Source organism: Flavobacterium panici, assembly GCF_024499525.1.
GTDB lineage: Bacteria > Bacteroidota > Bacteroidia > Flavobacteriales > Flavobacteriaceae > Flavobacterium > Flavobacterium panici.
The window spans coordinates 1,492,847-1,512,246 of the sequence record NZ_CP100437.1; the positions used below are offsets into that span (position 1 = coordinate 1,492,847).

General features: G+C 33.2%; 13 protein-coding genes. 8 read left to right on the top strand and 5 right to left on the bottom strand.

From position 1 onward, the window contains the following. Positions 1-29: 29 nt before the first annotated feature. The gene (locus NLJ00_RS06675) at positions 30-1,055 is read right to left on the bottom strand and encodes a LacI family DNA-binding transcriptional regulator (protein WP_180857165.1); all 1,026 of its coding nucleotides are present in this window, start codon (positions 1,053-1,055) and stop codon (positions 30-32) included. Between the two features lie 166 nt (positions 1,056-1,221). Here NLJ00_RS06675 and NLJ00_RS06680 point away from each other — a divergent pair, with 166 nt between their 5' ends. The 3 genes from NLJ00_RS06680 to NLJ00_RS06690 all read left to right on the top strand — a co-directional run bounded on the left by NLJ00_RS06680 (position 1,222) and on the right by NLJ00_RS06690 (position 7,245). Then, entirely contained in the window at positions 1,222-3,861 is a 2,640-nt protein-coding gene (locus NLJ00_RS06680) for a TonB-dependent receptor (RefSeq protein ID WP_256636657.1), read from the top strand. Positions 3,862-4,166: 305 nt separating this feature from the next. Further along, positions 4,167-5,387: an MFS transporter gene (locus NLJ00_RS06685; protein WP_256636658.1), complete on the top strand. Its 1,221-nt coding sequence runs from the start codon at positions 4,167-4,169 to the stop codon at positions 5,385-5,387. Continuing rightward, positions 5,377-7,245, top strand: coding sequence for an alpha,alpha-trehalase (locus tag NLJ00_RS06690; RefSeq protein WP_256636659.1), 1,869 nt, complete (start codon positions 5,377-5,379; stop codon positions 7,243-7,245). Before NLJ00_RS06685 ends, NLJ00_RS06690 begins: the two co-directional genes overlap by 11 nt. A gap of 294 nt (positions 7,246-7,539) precedes the next feature. On the opposite strand, the gene NLJ00_RS06695 is transcribed toward NLJ00_RS06690, so the two are convergent. Beyond that, positions 7,540-8,514, bottom strand: coding sequence for a polyprenyl synthetase family protein (locus NLJ00_RS06695; protein WP_053471572.1), 975 nt, complete (start codon positions 8,512-8,514; stop codon positions 7,540-7,542). A 267-nt stretch (positions 8,515-8,781) separates the two neighbouring features. Between NLJ00_RS06695 and NLJ00_RS06700 the strand changes: the two genes are divergently transcribed. The 5 genes from NLJ00_RS06700 (at position 8,782) to NLJ00_RS06720 (ending at position 15,728) form a co-directional block, all read left to right on the top strand. Beyond that, positions 8,782-9,303 carry a YceI family protein gene (locus NLJ00_RS06700; protein ID WP_053471529.1) on the top strand — a complete coding sequence of 174 codons (522 nt, stop codon included), beginning with the start codon at positions 8,782-8,784 and terminating at the stop codon, positions 9,301-9,303. 108 nt (positions 9,304-9,411) lie between these two features. Then, positions 9,412-10,011, top strand: coding sequence for a TetR/AcrR family transcriptional regulator (locus NLJ00_RS06705; protein ID WP_180857169.1), 600 nt, complete (start codon positions 9,412-9,414; stop codon positions 10,009-10,011). A gap of 37 nt (positions 10,012-10,048) precedes the next feature. Beyond that, positions 10,049-11,383, top strand: a complete 1,335-nt coding sequence (locus NLJ00_RS06710; RefSeq protein ID WP_180857170.1) for a TolC family protein — start codon at positions 10,049-10,051, stop codon at positions 11,381-11,383. A gap of 9 nt (positions 11,384-11,392) precedes the next feature. Then, the gene (locus tag NLJ00_RS06715; protein ID WP_053471526.1) at positions 11,393-12,460 is read left to right on the top strand and encodes an efflux RND transporter periplasmic adaptor subunit; all 1,068 of its coding nucleotides are present in this window, start codon (positions 11,393-11,395) and stop codon (positions 12,458-12,460) included. A 91-nt stretch (positions 12,461-12,551) separates the two neighbouring features. Next, positions 12,552-15,728 (top strand): efflux RND transporter permease subunit, encoded by a 3,177-nt coding sequence (locus NLJ00_RS06720; protein ID WP_180857171.1) that lies wholly within the window; start codon positions 12,552-12,554, stop codon positions 15,726-15,728. Between the two features lie 70 nt (positions 15,729-15,798). Here the strand turns inward: NLJ00_RS06720 and NLJ00_RS06725 are convergent, their stop codons facing one another. The 3 genes from NLJ00_RS06725 to NLJ00_RS06735 are packed head-to-tail and all read right to left on the bottom strand — an operon-like array spanning position 15,799 to position 19,373. Next, positions 15,799-16,272: a hypothetical protein gene (locus NLJ00_RS06725; RefSeq protein WP_256636660.1), complete on the bottom strand. Its 474-nt coding sequence runs from the start codon at positions 16,270-16,272 to the stop codon at positions 15,799-15,801. 51 nt (positions 16,273-16,323) lie between these two features. Next, on the bottom strand, positions 16,324-16,761 hold the full coding sequence (locus tag NLJ00_RS06730; RefSeq protein WP_053471520.1) for a retropepsin-like aspartic protease: 438 nt from the start codon (positions 16,759-16,761) through the stop codon (positions 16,324-16,326). Continuing rightward, the gene (locus NLJ00_RS06735) at positions 16,713-19,373 is read right to left on the bottom strand and encodes a CHAT domain-containing protein (protein WP_256636661.1); all 2,661 of its coding nucleotides are present in this window, start codon (positions 19,371-19,373) and stop codon (positions 16,713-16,715) included. Before NLJ00_RS06735 ends, NLJ00_RS06730 begins: the two co-directional genes overlap by 49 nt. Positions 19,374-19,400 lie beyond the last annotated feature (27 nt).

Genomic DNA, 19,400 nt, shown 5'->3' on the forward strand with positions numbered 1-19,400 from the left:
AGAATTGAGGCAAAGTTAAAACTAAAAAATCATTTAACCGTTGATTCTCTTTCAATGATTCTCGTTGGAAGTTCTATAATTTGATGCACTACAGGTTTGTGTTCTTTTATGTCGGCAATTTCATCAATTAAAATAGAAACCGCAGTGTGTCCCATTTCAAATCCAGGCTGATCAATTGTCGTTAATTTAGGCGAAATTACTGTACTCATAAACCAATTACTAAAGCCAAAAACCGCAACCTGATCCGGCGTTTTTATTCCTGCTTCATTAAAATATTTAATAATCCCGATAGCGACTAAATCTGTAATTGCAAAAATAGCATCGATATCCGGATGTTCGTTCATGATTTTTTGGGCATTTTCGTAGCCGTCTTCAAAATCTGTATTGTTATCGCAAACATAAACTAATTTCGAATCGTACTCAATTCCGTGCGCTTCGAGCGCGCGTTTATAACCTAAAAAACGATCAATAGAATTTTGAGGAACATACGAACCTCTAAAATGAGCGATTTTTTTATACCCTTTATTAATAAGATATGTAACAGCATCATAAGCCGCTTTGGCATCATTAATTACCACTTTAGAACATTCGACTCTTTTGGCAATTTTATCAAACAAAACAACAGGCGTATTTTTTCGAATCGCTTCATTAATATGAGAGAAATCATCCGTTTCGTTCGAAAGAGACATTAAAACACCGTCAACTCGCTTTTGAATCAATAAAGCAAGCTGTTTTTTCTCCATCTCATATTTTTCGTTTGATTGTAGAATGATAACCAGATAACCTCTTTTTTCGGCTTCTTCTAAAATGCCGTTTAAAACGCTCGAAAAAAAGTGATGAACGGTTGCGGGGATAATGACACCAATGGTTTTGGTTTCGTTGGTTCTTAAATTAACCGCTACAGAATTAGGCATATAGTTCATCGTTTCGGCCATTTCGATAACTTTGGCACGTGTCGATTTGCTAATGTCTGTATATCCTTTTAATGCCTTTGAAACCGTTGTGACTGATATTCCTAAGGCCGAGGCTATATCTATTAATTTTGTATCATTCATGAAATAAATGTACTAAAAAATAAACTTCATTGATAAAAAATATATTTCCGAAAACGTTTTAGGTGATTTCGAAAACGTTTTCGATTTAGAATTGCTAAATTGTGTTTAATTAGTGTTTTAAGTTTACAGTATAAATGAAAAATTTACTAACTAAACCAAAAAAATCATGAAACAGAAACATTCTTATTTAGGTATATTATTTTTGATAATATGCTTAATTACTGTTCCAAATAATTTATTTGCCCAGGCAAAAAACACGGTGTCTGGAAAAGTATTAGACGAAACCGGACAATCTATTCCGGGAGCAAATGTATCTTTAAAAGACACTGGAAAAAATACGATAACAGATGAAAACGGACGTTATGTTTTTACGGATGTTATTGCCGGAAATTATGTTGTAGAAGCAACAAATGTGGGTTACAAAACATACAGTAAAGAAATTTCGGTAAAAGAAGGAGAATCTGTAGCGGCAGATTTACTTTTAGAAACCGAATCACAAAGTTTGAAAGAAGTGGTAGTAACAGGTTCATCTGCCCCAAGATCAAAATTAGAATCGAGTGTTGCTATTACCACAATGGGAGCAAAAGCAATCGAAGACAGAGCGCCATCAAGTACAGCGGCTTTATTACAGACAATTCCGGGATTTGTGGTTGAAGCATCTGGAGGAGAAATTGGAAATAACCTTTTTGCAAGAGGAATTCCGTCTGCGGGAGCTTATGAATATGTACAAATTCAGGAAGACGGATTACCGGTTTTTGAAGATGGTGCGTTACAATTTGCCAACGCGGATACTTTTTACAGATTAGATGAAACGGTAAGCAAAATGGAAGCTGTTCGTGGAGGTTCTGCGTCAATTTTTGCAAACAATGCTCCTGGGGGAATTATCAACTTTATTTCAAAAACAGGTCAGAATGATTTTCAGGGAAGAGCAAAATTCACGACTTCAGACTACGGTATGTTCAGAACTGACCTTAATTTATCAGGCGCTTTAATTCAGGACAAATTATTTTTTAATGTCGGAGGATTTTACAGAGCTGATAATGGTGTAAGAAATACTGGTTTTACAGCTAATAAAGGAGGGCAAATAAAAGGAAACATCACTTATAAATTTGACGACAACGATTATTTAAGAGTTAACTTCAAACATCTTGATGACAGAAATACATTCTATTTGCCAATTCCTTTAAAAAGCAATAATGGAAAAATTGAAGGTATTGACGGATTTAATCCAAATTACGGAACGCTGACTTCTGTAAATTTCAGTCATTTAAATGTTCCTCAATATGGAGGCGGAACTTTCAGCGCAGATTTAGAAGATGGTTCTCATCCTGTAATCAACTCAATTGGAGCTGAATTCAAAAAGAAAATTTCAGATAAAGTTACTTTCAAAAATGCCTTTAAACAAACGAGCATCGATTTAAATTACAATGCTATTTTCCCAAATGGCGGACCTTGGACACAAGATGCGTATGCAACCGGAGTTCAAAACACAACGGCCAGTAATTTGACGTACAGTTATGTAGATAACGGACAGACTCTTGATCCAAATGCCTTAATTATGAGAGCAGACCTTTGGCATATTGAAAAGAAAATGAACAATTTTGCGAATAATTTCTCTTTTTCTTTTGATTTAGATCCTGTGAAATTAACGGCTGGTTACTACTATTCTAACTGGAAATCAAACCAATACTGGAACTGGAATTCGTATTTAGTAGGCGTTTCAGACAATCCAAGATTATTAAATGTAAAAGATAATACAACCGGAGTGGATCATACCTGGAATGGTGTAGAAAGAATTACCTGGCTTGAAAGAGATGCACAAACAAAAGGACTTTTGAATGATATTTATGCTGACGCAGAAATTAAAGCGACAGATAATTTGACTTTCAACGCAGGTTTAAGATACAACAAAGACAAATATTCCGGATACAGAGACAATGCTAGATTTTTCTCTGAAGACTTAGGAATTTTAGACAATAATACTGCTGATGATGCAGTAACAACTGTAAAAGGAAATCCGTATACATACTGGAGATATGATGTAAGCGAATGGTCATATACTGCAGCTGGAAACTACAAATTCAACGACAATATGGCTTCATACGTTCGTTACAGCCACGGATTTAGATCTCCAATTGAAGAATCATTTTATGATAATGCAGCAGATTTAAGCAAATTAGAAAATACAGAAGTAAATCAGTTTGAATTAGGTTATAAATATTCAAGTTCTTTCTTCTCTGTAAATGCGAATTTATTTTACATGGGATTAAAAAATGTTGCTTTCACGGATATCTTATCTGATGGATCTTCAGAAAATAAATTTGCCGATGTAAACAACATTGGTCTTGAAGTAGAAACCAATGCAAGATATGAATTTGTAAAACTGAACTTTACATTCACGGTTCAAAAACCAGAGTATGATAATTTCACTGGAACAAATGCCGACGGTTCTACTTTTGATTTTAACGGAAATACAGCAAGAAGAATTCCTAAATTTTTCTGTAACCTAAGACCAGAAGTTGATATTACAAAAGATTTTACAGCTTATGTTCAGTTCTCTTATTATGATAAAAAATTCACGAATCAGGATAACAAACAAGTTTTACCGGCTTATAAAGAAGTGGGAGCAGGTTTAAATTACACGTATAAAAACCTTCGTTTTGCAGTCGATGCTTCGAATTTATTCAACGAAATTGGTTTAACAGAAGGAGATCCAAGACAAACAACATCTGCAGCAAGCGATGTGTTCATGGCAAGACCTATTTTAGGACGCGCGTTTAGATTTTCTGTAGCCGTTAATTTCTAAATCTAATATACGCAAAGTTACTGTAGAGGCGCACAGCAGTGCGTCTCCACACAGTAACCACAACGAATAAAAAAATATTAAACACATAGAAACATAGATTTTTATAAGCTAAAAAAAGAGCAAAAAAGAAACTAGTTTCCACACATAGCTATGTGAATTAATGCAAGTGAAACGCCTTTTGAGTTCAATCTAAGCTATGTTTCTATGTGTTAAATTTAATACACGTACAGTTACTGTAGAGGCGCACAGCAGTGCGTCTCCGCACAGTAACCACAAAGAAAAGCATAGACAAAACAAATAGAAAAATGAAAAACATAGGAATTAAAATCTCACTTTACCTCAATTATTTTGTCTTCGCTATTTTATTAAACAGCGTAGGAATTGTGATTTTAAAATCACAGAGAAATTACGGAGTCGATGAAGTTCAGGCGAGTATTTTAGAGGCCTTTAAAGACATGCCAATTGCTATTGTATCGTTTTTTATAGCCTCTTTTTTGCCCCGAATAGGCTATAGAAAAGCGATGTTAATAGGATTGGCTTTGGTTACTTTAGCTTGTATTTCTATGTATTTTGGAAACTCATTTGACAACGCTAAAATCCTTTTTGCAACCGTTGGAGTTTCATTTGCTTTGATAAAAGTTTCGGTTTACTCCTTAATAGGAACCGTAACCGAAACCAAAAAAGAACACAACGCTTTAATGAGCAGTATCGAAGGTTTTTTTATGGTAGGAATTGCGCTGGCTTATTTTTTATTTCCGGCTTTTAATAACGAAAACGATCCAAATTCATGGTTAAATGTCTATTGGTTATTAGCAGGATTATCGTTTGTTTCCTTTCTATTTTTACTTTTTATAAAATTTGAAGAAGCCGAAGTCGCAGCAGGAGCAAATCTCAAAGATGATTTTTTGCAGATGTTCAAATTAATGGCAAAACTGCTGACCGTTATTTTTGTAATCAGCGTGTTTTTATTTGTAATGATCGAGCAGGGAATACTTTCGTGGTTACCCACATTTAATACAAAAGTGCTTCATCTGCCGGAAAATATTAGTATTATGATGGCCAGTATTCTGGCAATTTCATTAGCAATAGGAAGATTAGTCGCTGGAATTGTAACCAAAAAAGTAAACTGGATTTGGGTTTTAAGTGTTTGTATAATTTCTGCGATGTTGATTGTCGTTTTTGTACTTCCAAAAACAGTTGGGTTAGAAGTAAAAAACATTAATACACTTTCAGATATTCCCTTAATTGGTTTCGCATTTCCTTTAATCGGATTATTTATTGCACCTATTTATCCGTTATTAAATTCCATTGTACTGAGTGCTTTACCAAAGAATTTACAAAGTTCCATGACCGGATTAATTGTGATTTTTTCTGCTCTTGGCGGTACTTTAGGATCCAGAATAACAGGCTGGCTTTTTAAAAACGAAGGGCCGGAAAAAGCTTTTTATTTCACGTTAATCCCAATGACTTTATTATTGATATCCTTTTTTATTCTTAAAAAAATAACTGCAAAAGATGAAATTTAAACTGCATATAACCCAAACCATCGAAAAATTATTGATTCAGGAAGATACTGACGGCGATAAAAAAATTACGATTGATGATAACGGTCCAAAGAAATTTTTGCTGTACGATCTAGATGGAAATCCCGCAGATATTAAAGGAACTTATCAGCTTTCGAATTTATTGCAGGAATTGGCTTTGGCTAAAAAAAATAATACCGAATTTGCCGAAATAGATTTAAATGAAATTACCGAAGATCCTGTAAAACGTATTTCAAGAAAAATAAAAGATTTGTATTGGAAGGGTCTTACCAGAACAATTGATGCAACAGGCGTAAAGAAAATTCTGGAAGACGATAAAATCGAAAATGAATTTGCCTATTTATATGTGCCTTTTGGTGACGAAATTGTTTTTGATTATTTCAAGAAATTAGAAGTCGCAACTCCAAAGTTAAAAGTGGTGCAATTGCCTAAAAACATTTCACCAGAATATGTTTTATCACTAAATAAAAAACCGGGAATTCTTGCTTTGGCACTTCAAATAAAAAACAATGAAATTTCGGGCGTTCCGTTTGTGGTTCCCGGCGGAAGATTCAATGAAATGTACGGTTGGGATAGTTATTTCATTGCCAAAGGACTTTTGATTGATGATAAAATTGACCTTGCTTTAGGAATTGCCGAAAACTTCAAATATCAAATCGACCATTACGGAAAAATTCTAAACGCTAACCGTAGTTATTATTTAACCCGCACACAGCCGCCGCTTTATACGTCGCTGATTATGGATGTTTTGGAAAGGTCTAATCCTGATATTTTTTGGATTGAAAGACATTTAAAAACTGCCATAAAAGAATATCTAACGGTTTGGATGGAAGAAGGAAAAAGACTTACTGCAAATGGTTTAAACCGTTATAAAGCAGAAGGAATCGGGCTTCCGTTTGAAGTTGAAGAAGGACATTTTGATGATATTCTGGAACAATATGCGCCAAAATATAATCTATCAACCCGTGAATTCGAAAAGAAATATCTCGAAAGAGAAATCGTCGATCCTGAACTCGATAAATATTTTACACATGATAGAAGTATGCGCGAAAGCGGCCACGATACAACGCATCGATTGGTTGGAGTCTGCGCTAATTTAAATACGGTTGCGATTAATAGTTTACTTTATAAATACGAAACTGACATTGCTTTTTTGATTAAGAAATACTTTAAAAATGAATTTCAATATTTTGAAGATAAATCTTTTTCAAGTGATTATTGGATTTTAAAAGCATCTGAAAGAAGAGAAAAAATAAACAAATTGTTATGGAATCCTGAAAACGGAATTTATTTCGATTATGACTTTGTGAACGAAAAGCAGCATGTTTTTGACGCAGCAACAACTTTTTATCCACTTTGGGCAAAAATAAGCACGCAGGAACAAGCCGATATTTTGGTTAAAAAAACGCTTCCAAAGTTTAAAATGAAAGGCGGAATTGCCGGAAGTACCAAAGAATCTATTGCTGGTTTTGATGATAATTCGCCAACACGACAATGGGATTATCCGTTTGGCTGGGCACCGCATCAAATGCTTTTATGGGAAGGTTTATTAAATTATAATTTTAATGAAGAAGCGCAGGAAATGGTGTATCGCTGGCTTTGGCTGATTACAAGAAACGCAGTTGATTACAACGGAACCATTCCGGAAAAGTTTGATTTATCAATAAGTTCACATAAAATTTTTGCCGAATACGGAAACGTAGGAACGGAGTTTAATTACATAACCGAAGAAGGTTTTGGATGGATGAACGCTTCGTATCAATTTGGTTTAACGATTTTAGAAGATGATTTAAAACAAAAATTATCAGATTTGGTTGATCCTGATGAACTTTTTAGTTAAAATAGCCTTCGACTTCGCTCAGGATGACACTCAGTTCTATAATAACGTTTGTCCGGCTGAGCGAAGTCGAAGCCCTTTTAGATGATGCTGTAAATGACAAACCCGACAGGTTTTTAAAACTTGTCGGGTTTACTATGTGTAGAGTCTTTCGCCACGAATTACACGAATTTTCACTAATTTAATTATGATGAATAATTCGTGGAAATTCGTGTAATTGCTTCGCCTATTCGCTATCGCTCGGGTCGTGGCAAACAAAAAAAATCTATATAATCCTTTTAATCTGTGGCAAAAAAACTAAACTTTTCTTCCCATTAAATTCTCCCCAAAAGTTCTTAAAATATCTTTCTTTTCAGCGTTAATGTCCATTTTTTCTAAAGTATCAAAAGCCTTAAAAGTATACATTTCAATCGCTTCCTGAGTTGCTTTTGAAGCTCCAGATTCGTTAAAAATAGCTTTTGCAGTTTCTATTTTTTCTGAATTATCTTCTAATTGTAAGCTGAATAATTGCTCTAATTCTGAAGCTTTTTCAGCAGAAGAAAATTCTAAAGCTTTTAAGTATAAATATGTTTTTTTGTTTTCGATAATATCACCGCCCACCTGTTTTCCAAAAGTTTCCGGATCACCAAAAGCATCTAAATAATCATCTTGTAATTGAAAAGCCAGACCTAAGTTTAATCCGAAATCATAGATTAAATCGCCGTCTTTTTCAGAAGATTTGGCCACAATTGCACCCATTTTCATGGCAGCGGCAACCAAAACAGCCGTTTTATATTCAATCATTTTTAGATATTCCGGAATCGTAACATCTTTACGTGTTTCAAAATCAACATCCCATTGTTGTCCTTCACAAACTTCAAGAGCCGTTTTGCTAAAAAGTTTTGCTAAATCTCTAAAAACTGCCGGTTCGTATTGTTCAAAATATTGATATGCCAAAATAAGCATGGTATCACCAGAAAGAATTCCGGTGTTTAAATTCCATTTTTCATGAACCGTAACCTGACCTCTTCGCAAAGGCGCATCATCCATAATATCATCATGAACAAGCGAAAAATTATGGAAAACTTCAACAGCCATTGCCGCCGGAAGTGCCACTTTATAATCAGTATTAAAGACTTCTGCGGCCATTAAAGTAAGTACCGGACGCATGCGTTTTCCGCCAAGCCCTAAAATGTATTCAATAGGTTCGTAAAGATTTTTAGGTTCTTTATGTATGTCTTGTTTATTTAAATATTCAATAAAAAAATCCTGGTACTGACTAATATCGTGCATAAAATGAAATTCTGATTTACGAAGCCCAAAGATACGATTCATAATGAATTATTTCTTTCTTAAAATTAAAAGATAGTTTCCACTTAAAATTGCCATTAAATCAACTAAATCTTAAGAAGTTAAAATTATTTTGAAAAAAACTTGGAAACTTTTTTGGTGTTTAGAGTTTCCTTTCTATATTTGCGCCATTAAATGGAAACTTGGAACACTAAAAAAGTTTCCGTGAAGAGTTTGAAAAATTTATAAACTCATTAAAATTAGGTATTTATGAAAACAACATGGACTATAGATTCTACTCAATCTGATGTTTTAATCAAAATGAGACATTCTATAATTGCTTATTTAGGAGGAACGACAAATAAATTTGACGGTTATGTGAATATTGAAGACAATGAAATTGAAGATGCATCGGTTGAATTTTCATTGGATATTAATAATAAAAAAGAAAGCTTTCAGCAAATCGATACGAATTTACAGCTTCAGGATTTCTTTGATGTAGACGAACATCCAATTATTAGTTTTAAATCGACTTCATTTCAAAAAATAAACAATAACATCAATTTCTTTAAAGGCGATTTAACGATAAAAGATGTAACAAGAGTGGTAGAACTTGATGCAGAATTTATTGGTGTCAACACTTACAACGGAGAAAAAAAGGTTGCTTTTGAGATTAAAGGAGATATCAAACGTCAGGATTTTGGTCTGGACTACAATTCTTTTCATCATAATGGAGGTTTAGCTCTTGGAAAAGATATTAAACTGATAGCCAATCTGGAATTTAGTATATAAATCTTACATAATGAATAATTTAATGTAAAATTATTACAAAAATGACGGAAACTATTTTTTTGATTTTAGTTTCCTAATTATATTTGTAATGCAATTGGAAAAATTAAAATGAAAGAGAAAATTATATCAAAAGCAAGTGAGTTGTTTTTAAGACTTGGTTTTAAGAGTGTTACAATGGATGATATTGCTGGAGAAATGTGTATCTCAAAAAAAACGATCTATAAATATTTTTGTAATAAAGAAGTTTTGATCGAAGAGAGCACCTCATCAGTTCACAGACAAGTACACGAAGTAATTGATACCATCGTAGCTAAAAACTACAACGCAATTCATGAGAATTTTGAGATTAGAGAAATGTTTCGCGATATGTTTAAAAACAGCACCGACACCTCTCCTTTATACCAGTTAAAAAAGCATTATCCTGAAATTTATCAAAATGTAATGACGCATGAAATAGAGCAGTGCAATCATTATTTTAGAGATAATATTTTAAAAGGCATTCGTGAAAATTTATATCGACCAGACATCAATATAGATTTATATGTGAAATTTTATTACACCTTGATTTTTCACATTAATGAAACAACCATTTCTGAAAGAGAAGCGCAAAAAATAGAATTAGAAGCTTTAGAATATCATACCAGAGCGATGGCGACAGAAAAAGGTATAATCGAACTCGAAAAGCAGCTTGAAAAAATTAAAGAATAATCATAATCATCAATCTCTAAATAATATTTAACTACATATGAAACGAATAGTTCTTATATTTTTGTGCACAATTGGTCTGTCGGCCAACGCACAGGTAACCACCTTAACCTTAAAAGACGCCATAAACTACGCGCTTCAAAATAAAGCCGATGCTAAAAAAGCAAAACTGGAGGTTGAAAACAGCGAATATAAAATTCAGGAAGTGCGTTCAAGAGCATTACCTCAAATTAGTGCAAACGGAAACATAACATACAATCCGGTTATTCAAACAACAGTAATTGACGGAGCAGGATTTGGTGCGCCGGGAACTACAATTCAGGCAGCATTTGGTCAAAAATGGACTTCAAATGCAGGACTTTCTTTAACGCAGGCAATCTTTGACCAATCTGTTTTTACAGGTTTAAGAGCTGCAAGATCGACACGTGAATTTTATCAAATTAATGATCAGTTAACAGAAGAACAAGTTATTGAAAGAGTTGCAAATAACTACTATTCTGTATATGTACAAAAAGAAAGATTGGTTTTGTTAGACAGCAATTATGTAAACACAACAAAAGTTCGTGATATCGTAAAAGGCCAGTTCGATAATGGTTTAGCAAAAAAAATCGACTTGGATCGTATCATTGTAAAAATGTCAAATATTGACACGGAGCGTCAGCAGATTAAAAACCAAATTACTTTACAGGAAAATGCATTGAAGTTTTATATGGGAATGCCTATCGAAACTGTAATTGATATGCCAAAAGAAGAATTTGATGTTGTTCCTGCTGCCTTAACAGAACAGCCAAATGTTGAAAACAGAACAGAATATCTGCTTTTGAAAAAGCAAGAAGAGCTTTTAGTATACAACAAAAAAGCAGTTGAAGCTGGATATTATCCTACACTTTCATTAACAGCTGGTTACAATTATATTGGTCAGGGACCTCAATTTCCTTGGTTTGCAAAACCAAAAGATGGAGTATATTGGTCAGATTACTCTGCAATTGGATTAAACTTACACGTACCAATTTTTACAGGTTTTGGAACCCGTGCAAAAGTTAGACAAGCAGATGTTCAAATCAGATCACTTCAGGAAGATATCAAAGACACGAAACTTTCTCTTGATTTAGATTACAGAAATGCAATCGCTCAAATCGAAAACAATCTTGTAACGATCGAGAATCAAAAAGAAAACATGCGTTTGGCAACTGAAATCTTAAGCAATACAAAAAACAATTACCTTCAGGGGTTAGCATCTTTAACAGATTTGTTAGATGCTGAAAATGCATCACTTGAAGCACAAAATAATTATACAAGAGCAGTTTTAAATTATAAAATTGCCGAAATATCTTTAATCAAATCAAAAGGCGAACTAAAATCTCTTATTAAATAACTAATTACAATGAAGAAAACTATTACAACAATCGTAATCATAATTGCAGCCCTGGGTGTAATTGGATATGTCTTAAATAATAATAAGAAAAAGAACAAGGCAAAAACTGATATCGTAGCAGAGAAAAATGCTGCAGTTTCAGTAAAAATATCTCCGGTAAAAACAGAAGAAGTTTCATTAGATTTCGTTGCAAACGGAAACTTTCAGCCAATTCAGGAATTAACTTTCTCTGCAGAAAAATCTGGAAAAGTAATCAGTGTTTTAGCTAAAGAAGGGGACTACGTAAGAGTAGGACAGACATTATTAACTGTAAGAGGAGACGTTATTAATGTTAGTGCACAACAAGCTCAGGCAGCTTTTCAAAATGCAAAATCAGATTACAGCAGATATGAAAATGCATTTAAAACAGGCGGTGTTACAAAACAACAATTAGATCAGGCAAAATTAGCTTTGACAAATGCAGAATCTAATTTAAAGCAAGCTAACATTAATGTTGGAGATACTAAAGTAAAAGCTCCAATCAATGGTTTTATCAATAAAAAATACATTGAACCGGGATCTATTTTAGCAGGAATGCCAGCTACGGCTTTATTTGATATCGTAAACGTTTCTAAATTAAAATTAGTAGTTACAGTAAACGAAAATCAGGTTGCAAGTTTAAAAGTCGGAAACCATATTAATGTAACGGCTAGTGTTTATCCTGATAAAAATTTCTCTGGAAAAATTACTTTCATCGCTTCAAAAGCAGATGAGTCTTTAAATTTCCCAGTTGAAATTGAAATCCAAAACAATGCAAACAACGACCTAAAAGCAGGTATGTACGGAACTGCAAACTTTGCATCGAACCAACAAAAACAAAACCTGATGGTTGTACCTAGAAATGCTTTCGTAGGAAGTGTAAACAGTAACGAAATCTTTGTTGCTGAAAACGGTGTTGCAAAATTAAGAAAAGTGGTTGCTGGAAGAATTTTGGGAGATAAAGTAGAAGTTATCAAAGGTTTATCTGATGGTGAAAAAGTAATCGTTACAGGTCAGATTAACTTACAAGACGGAAACACAGTAGAAATTATTAAATAATTATTTGGCTATAAGCCGTAAGCTATAGGCTATAAGCAAATTCAAAGCTTAAAGTCTACTGCCTACAGCCTAAAGCATAAAGAAAAAATATATGAAATTAGCCGAAATATCCATAAAACGTCCGTCGTTGGTAATTGTATTGTTTACAATTCTGACACTTGGTGGATTGTTCAGCTACAGCCAGTTAGGTTATGAGCTGATCCCAAAATTTGAACAGAACGTTATTACAATTTCTACTATTTATCCGGGAGCTTCTCCAAGTGAGGTAGAAAATACAGTGACAAAGAAAATTGAAGATGCGATTGCATCTTTAGAGAATGTCAAGAAAATCGATTCGAAATCATACGAAAGTTTATCTATTGTTTCGATTACACTGACATCAAACGCAAAAGTTGATTTCTCTTTAAATGATGCACAGCGTAAAATCAACGCGATTATTAGTGATTTGCCAGAAGATGTTAAAACACCGGCATTAACTAAATTCTCGCTGAGTGATTTACCAATTATGACGCTTGGTGCCAATGGTAAAATGGACGAAGCGGAGTTTTATGACTTAATTGACAAAAAAATTGCTCCTATTTTATCTCGTGTACAAGGTGTTGCTCAGGTAAATATTATTGGTGGTTCTGAGCGTGAAATTCAGGTAAATCTTGACGCTGTAAAAATGCAGGGTTACAACTTATCTGTTCCTCAGGTGCAACAAAACATTTTGACTTCGAACTTAGATTTCCCAACAGGAAACATTCAGACTCGTAATCAAAAAATATTAATTCGTTTAGCGGGTAAATATAAAAGTGTTGAAGAATTAAGAAACCTTGTAGTTTCTTCTCAAAACGGAATCCAAATACGTTTAGGTGAAATCGCCGATGTTCAGGATACACAAAAAATTGCGGAGAAAATTTCTCGTGTAGATCAAAAAAGTGCGATTGTTTTACAAATCATCAAACAATCTGATGCGAATGCGGTTGCGGTAAGTGAGCAGTTATTAAAAACAATTGCACAGCTTGAAAAAGATTATAAAGTAAATCAGTTAAAACTTGAAGTTGCAAAAGATAGTACAATCTTTACTCTGGAAGCAGCAGACTCTGTAGTACACGATTTATTGATTGCGGTAATTCTGGTAGCATTCGTAATGTTGTTCTTCCTTCATAGTATTAGAAACTCATTAATCGTAATGGTATCTATTCCAGCATCGTTGATTGCAACTTTCATCGGAATTTATTTAATGGGATATACATTAAACTTAATGAGTTTATTAGGATTATCTCTGGTGGTAGGTATTCTTGTGGATGACGCGATTGTGGTATTGGAGAATATTTACAGGCACATGGAAATGGGTAAAAGCCGAATTCGTGCATCGTATGACGGTACAGCAGAAATTGGTGGAACTGTAACTTCGATTACATTAGTAATTGTGGTTGTATTCCTTCCAATCGCGATGAGTTCTGGATTGGTATCTAACATCATTACACAATTCTGTGTTACGGTAATTATCTCAACAATGTTGTCACTTTTGGCTTCATTTACAATTATTCCTTGGTTATCTTCTCGTTTCGGGAAATTAGAGCATATTGAAGGAAAGAATTTATTCGGAAGAATCATTCTTGGTTTTGAAAGCTATTTAACACGTTTTACTGACTGGGTTTCTCATTTATTGACGTGGTGTTTAGATCACTATATTAAAACTTTTGTTGTCGTAATTATATTATTCTTTGCTTCAACAATTGGATTAATGGGTGGAGGTTTCATTGGAGGAGAGTTCTTTGCTTCTTCTGATAGTGGAGAGTTCTTAGTTCAAATTGAGATGCCAAAAGATGCTTCGTTAGAGCAAACTAACTTTATGACGCAAAAAGCAGAAGCGTTCTTAAAATCTCAGGAATATGTTCACAGTCAAATTACAACAGTAGGACAAACCAGTGAAGGTTTTGGAGCATCGCAAGCTACAGCTTATAAAGCTGAGATTGACGTAAAAATGATCGAACAAAAAGATCGTACGGATGATGCGAATGTTTACGCAGCAAAAATCAAACGTAAACTTGAAAAAGTATTAGTTGGGGCAAAAGTAAAAACAGTTCCGGTTGGTATTTTAGGTACTGCAGAAGATGCTACATTAGGATTAATCGTAACAGGACCTTCGACAGATGCAGCGATGGCTTTTGCTAAAAAAGCAGAAGCAGAATTACGTACAATTCCTGGGACAACAGAGATTAAATTAACAGTTGAAGACGGAAACCCGGAGATTAACGTAAAAGTAGACCGTGATAAAATGGCTGCTTTAGGATTAACACTTCAAACAGTTGGTTTAACCATGCAGACTGCTTTTAGTGGAAATACAGACGGTAAATACAGAGCTGGTGAATATGAGTACGATATCAACATTAGATATAATGCTTTTGACAGAAAAAGTATTACTGACGTAAGTAACCTAATTTTTGTAAACTCAGCCGGACAGCAAATTAAATTGTCTCAGTTTGCAGATATTACAGAAGGATCTGGACCGAGCCAGTTAGAGCGTAGAGATAAATCTGCATCTGTAACTGTAAAAGGACAAAACGTTGGGGTACCATCAGGAACAATCGTGCAGCAATGGCAGGCTAAACTAGATAAATTAGATAAACCAGCCGGAGTAAATTATATTTGGGGTGGTGACCAGGAAAACCAATCTGAAGGATTTGGTACTTTAGGAATCGCTTTACTTGCCGCTATTATTTTAGTTTACCTTGTAATGGTGAGTTTGTACGACAGTTTCGTTCACCCGTTTGTTGTATTATTTGCAATTCCGCTTTCGTTTATTGGAGCGATGTTAGCACTGGCATTAACAAACAACTCATTAAACATCTTTACCATTTTAGGTATCATCATGTTGATTGGTCTTGTGTGTAAAAATGCGATCATGCTTGTCGATTATACCAACCAAAGAAGAGCTGCGGGAGAATCAATCAGAACCGCATTAATTCAGGCAAACCATGCTCGTTTACGTCCAATCTTGATGACAACAATTGCGATGGTATTTGGTATGTTCCCAATTGCATTAGCAAAAGGAGCAGGAGCTGAGTGGAAAAACGGTTTGGCTTGGGTAATTATTGGAGGATTAATTTCTTCTTTATTCCTAACGTTGATTGTGGTTCCTGTAATTTATAATATCATGGAGAAAATCATTCATAAATTCTCTAAAGGAGAAAAAATCGATTACGAAGCTGAAATGGTTGCTGATTATGAGCACACAGAATTAAGCGAGGACGGTTTTAACCCTAAACATACCCATTAATTTTTGATTTAATTTTAGACGAAAAAATCCCAAATTCCGAAAGGAGTTTGGGATTTTTTAATTGATATAATTAATATTGAATATTAAAAGTACCTTTTAGTTCTGTTGAAGTTTCTTTATTTGAAGCCAATAATTTTCCGGAAAAACTTCCTTCTAATTTCTTTTCACTACTGTTAATTAAAGTATTTGATGTAAAATTATATTCTTTTTCATCTTGAGAATCATAGTGATGATCTTCCTTTTTACTATTTATATATAATAATTTGTGAATTGCATCTGATCCGGTTTTTCCTTTATTAAGAGAAATAAATATTCTTTCATTACTATTTTCAATACTGCCGATAATTGTTAGTTCAGTATATTCATTTATAGTGCCTTCATTTTTCACACGTTCGGTAGTTTGAGTCTCAAAGGTTGTAGTTTTCCCATTAATCTCTACAATTAAACCTTCAGGAATTTTGTCATTGGTATCTTCGTCATTTGAACAGGAATTCAATAAAAAAATTAATAAAAGGTTTAAAATAATTGCCGATGCTTTTTTCACGATTTTTGCTTGTTAAAATTAAACAGCAAATATATCGAAAACTAAATTATCTTATTTAAGGTACAAATAATGATTATAATAATCAATAATCGCCTTTCCTTCAAGCAAAACATCAGCACCAATAATACCATGAACAGGCTTAGCTTTATAGGATTGTAAAGCCTCATTTACATGCGAAAGATCAAAAATTACGATAGTGAAACCTTTGTTTTTCCAGCTTCCTAATTGTAAAGTATTCTGTGAAGATATCTGGGTTAACATTCCCGTTCCGCCCGCTCCGGAAGCTTTTGTTTTAGATTTTTTTGCAGATAATTCAAAACGCTCGATGCTTTCAAAACCAATGCAGGTATTTGATGCGCCCGTATCTAAAATAAAATTTCCCGAAACGCCGTTTATTTTTGCTTTTATAGAAAGATGCTGTGTTTTTGTAACCTTGAATTTTATTTTTTTGTATTTCTCTTTTTTGAGAACCTCGTGAAGATTTTCCATTTACGATATTGATTGAATATCAAAAATAAACCAATTACAATCAAAAAGCTAATTACATAATAGATATAATTTCCTGATTTTTCTTCTGCCGAAATCGAGCCATAATACACAAATGAACTCCAATAATAAGGTGATTTCTTCGCATTTGGAATCGATTTATCATTTAAATATTCCAATTTGGCGTTTGAATTCGCCTCAAAATAAGAAACATCATTTTTGATATTTTTATAAAAATCAGACATAAAAACAGAAGTTGTAAAATCGTTTACTTTCCATAAAGAAAACAGCAGATTCTGCGCACCCGCAAACTGAAAACCTCTCGCAATACTCATTGCGCCTTCGGCTTTATATAATTTTCCAATTCCGGTTTCGCAGGCACTTAAAACCACTAAATCAGGATTTATATGCAGATTGTACAATTCAGAATATAAGATTTCCTGATCGTAAAATTTAATACTTGCCGGAGTTTCAATATCGCCAGATGACGCGTGTGTACTCAAATGCAAAACAGAATAATTGGAAGCATTATTTTTAAAATTAGAAAAACTGGCATTCGAATTTTCTAAATATTTCCCCTTAAAATTACTCCGAATCGATTCTAATTCTTTCTTAGAATAACTCAATTCAAAAGCCGTCTTTTCGAAAACCGGAAAAACTCCTAAAACCGTTTTCTCTGATTTTGAAACAGGTCTTGAATTCAGATAAATATTGGCTGAGGTATTATAAGCAATCCTGAAATCGTTCAATAAATAATGCATTTTAGCAAAATTCGTTGTTTTTGATTCCTGAGTAATTAATGCTTCAAAAGGAAGGAAATTTAAAATTCCGTCAGGAACAATTATTAGATTTTGATAAACCGAATTAGTTGGTAGGTTTAATAAATCGTAAGTCGCTTTTCCAGAACGATTATATCCTGTAATATCGTTTGTAATTGAATTGGCGTCATTAAAATAATTTATAAAAAAAAGAATATTCACTATTTTTCCATCTCCAATAGGAACTTGATTTAATGAAATTCGATTGTGTTGTAAAGTAAAATAATACAATTTTTCAGAACCCATAAAATAATAAACCATCATCGCGTTATCATTTTCTAATTTTGAAAACATAGCTTTTAAATCGCAATTTTCCGGAAGATAATTTTGATTTTCAGACTGAATTTTTTTCAGCGAAAGCATCAATTCATTTTGCTTTTTTATAAGATTATTTATTTCTGAAATATCCGCTAAATCTCCTTTTTGCTGTTCTTTTAAAATCGCATTATTTAGATTTTGAAGTTTTTGTAAAAGTTGTTTTTCTTCCGCGGATGCGTTTTTAATATTCGAACGATAACGTTGCAAAATTCCCGATTTTGTTCTTTCAGATAATTGAAAAGCTTCTTCCAGATATTGAACTTTTCTTTCCGTTTCATATAAATTACTGTAAATCGAAATACATTTTTCGGTACGATTACGAGATCGTAATTGAGATATAATTTTTGAGTTTTCATAAACCAATGAATTCATCAATAAATCTTCAATATAAAAAGAAAGGTCAAAAGCCTTTAAAGCTTTTTTTGGCTGTTTTAGATGTAGAATTTCTGCTTGCAAATCAATTGCGTCGATTAAAACGGTTTCTGTATATAATTGGTTTTGATCAGGAAGAATATTTTTGGAATTATAATTCGGAATTAAAATTTTAAAAACACCTGAGATCTGTTTTGTACTTTCATCATATTTTCTTTCATCAAAAAGTAATAAGGCTTTTTCATAATATAATTTTGCCAATTTTCGAGGTTGCTGATTTTTTGATTCTAAAAAGAGTTTTTCCGCTTTTTCTAAATAAGATTTCGCTTCTTTGAAATTATGTCCCTGACGATTAAATGTGGCAAGACTTCTATAAGAATTTGATAAATTTTCTGATTGTCCTTTCTCGTTTTCCAAGTATCTTACGGCTGACTTAAATGCGTTTTCAGTTTTTTTATATGTTTCAGGAATCAATAAATTTCCTCCAGAACTTAGTAAATAATTATTCCCCAAATTATTCCATAAAATTCCCTTTTGCAAATTAGATAATTTCTCCGTTTTTAAAGTGTTTTCTAAAAGTTCAATTGCCAAAGAAATTTTTCCCGAACTCTGATAAACATTTGATAAATTGAGAATCGCAGCAAATTTTTGTTTTTGTGCATCAGGATAACTTTTAGAAGTATTTACAATAAAAAAGTATCGTTTAATAGTATTTTCGGCACTATCATAATCGCCCAAAACTGTATATAAATTTCCCAAAGGTTTTAAGCAGAATTCAATAATATCGTAATTGCTGAGTTTCTGTTTTTGGTAAATCTGCCATGCTTTTTCATAACTTGAAATCGCATTTTGTGTCTGCCCAAACTGATTTTCATAATACGCTTTATTGCAATTTAAAACCACGATTGCCAAGAATTCATCTTTGGTTTTAGGTTTGGAATTTCTCCAAAAATCAGCTTCTGCAGCGTTTAAATTTTGTAACGCTTTCGCGGAAGGATGAGTAACAAAACCATCAACAGCATTATATATTTTATCTTCCTGATTCTGTCCTGAAACATTCAGAGTTAGGAAAAGAAAGATTAAACCATATAAGTTATATAAGTTCATATTAATTTTGATTGTATCATCGAGTTT

Excerpts from the sequence above, each read along its gene's own strand:
- NLJ00_RS06675 (WP_180857165.1), bottom strand. The coding sequence starts at position 1,055 with ATGAATGATACAAAATTAATAGATATAGCCTCGGCCTTAGGAATATCA.
- NLJ00_RS06680 (WP_256636657.1), top strand. The coding sequence starts at position 1,222 with ATGAAACAGAAACATTCTTATTTAGGTATATTATTTTTGATAATATGC.
- NLJ00_RS06685 (WP_256636658.1), top strand. The coding sequence starts at position 4,167 with ATGAAAAACATAGGAATTAAAATCTCACTTTACCTCAATTATTTTGTC.
- NLJ00_RS06690 (WP_256636659.1), top strand. The coding sequence starts at position 5,377 with ATGAAATTTAAACTGCATATAACCCAAACCATCGAAAAATTATTGATT.
- NLJ00_RS06695 (WP_053471572.1), bottom strand. The coding sequence starts at position 8,514 with ATGCACGATATTAGTCAGTACCAGGATTTTTTTATTGAATATTTAAAT.
- NLJ00_RS06700 (WP_053471529.1), top strand. The coding sequence starts at position 8,782 with ATGAAAACAACATGGACTATAGATTCTACTCAATCTGATGTTTTAATC.
- NLJ00_RS06705 (WP_180857169.1), top strand. The coding sequence starts at position 9,412 with ATGAAAGAGAAAATTATATCAAAAGCAAGTGAGTTGTTTTTAAGACTT.
- NLJ00_RS06710 (WP_180857170.1), top strand. The coding sequence starts at position 10,049 with ATGAAACGAATAGTTCTTATATTTTTGTGCACAATTGGTCTGTCGGCC.
- NLJ00_RS06715 (WP_053471526.1), top strand. The coding sequence starts at position 11,393 with ATGAAGAAAACTATTACAACAATCGTAATCATAATTGCAGCCCTGGGT.
- NLJ00_RS06720 (WP_180857171.1), top strand. The coding sequence starts at position 12,552 with ATGAAATTAGCCGAAATATCCATAAAACGTCCGTCGTTGGTAATTGTA.
- NLJ00_RS06730 (WP_053471520.1), bottom strand. The coding sequence starts at position 16,761 with ATGGAAAATCTTCACGAGGTTCTCAAAAAAGAGAAATACAAAAAAATA.
- NLJ00_RS06735 (WP_256636661.1), bottom strand. The coding sequence starts at position 19,373 with ATGAACTTATATAACTTATATGGTTTAATCTTTCTTTTCCTAACTCTG.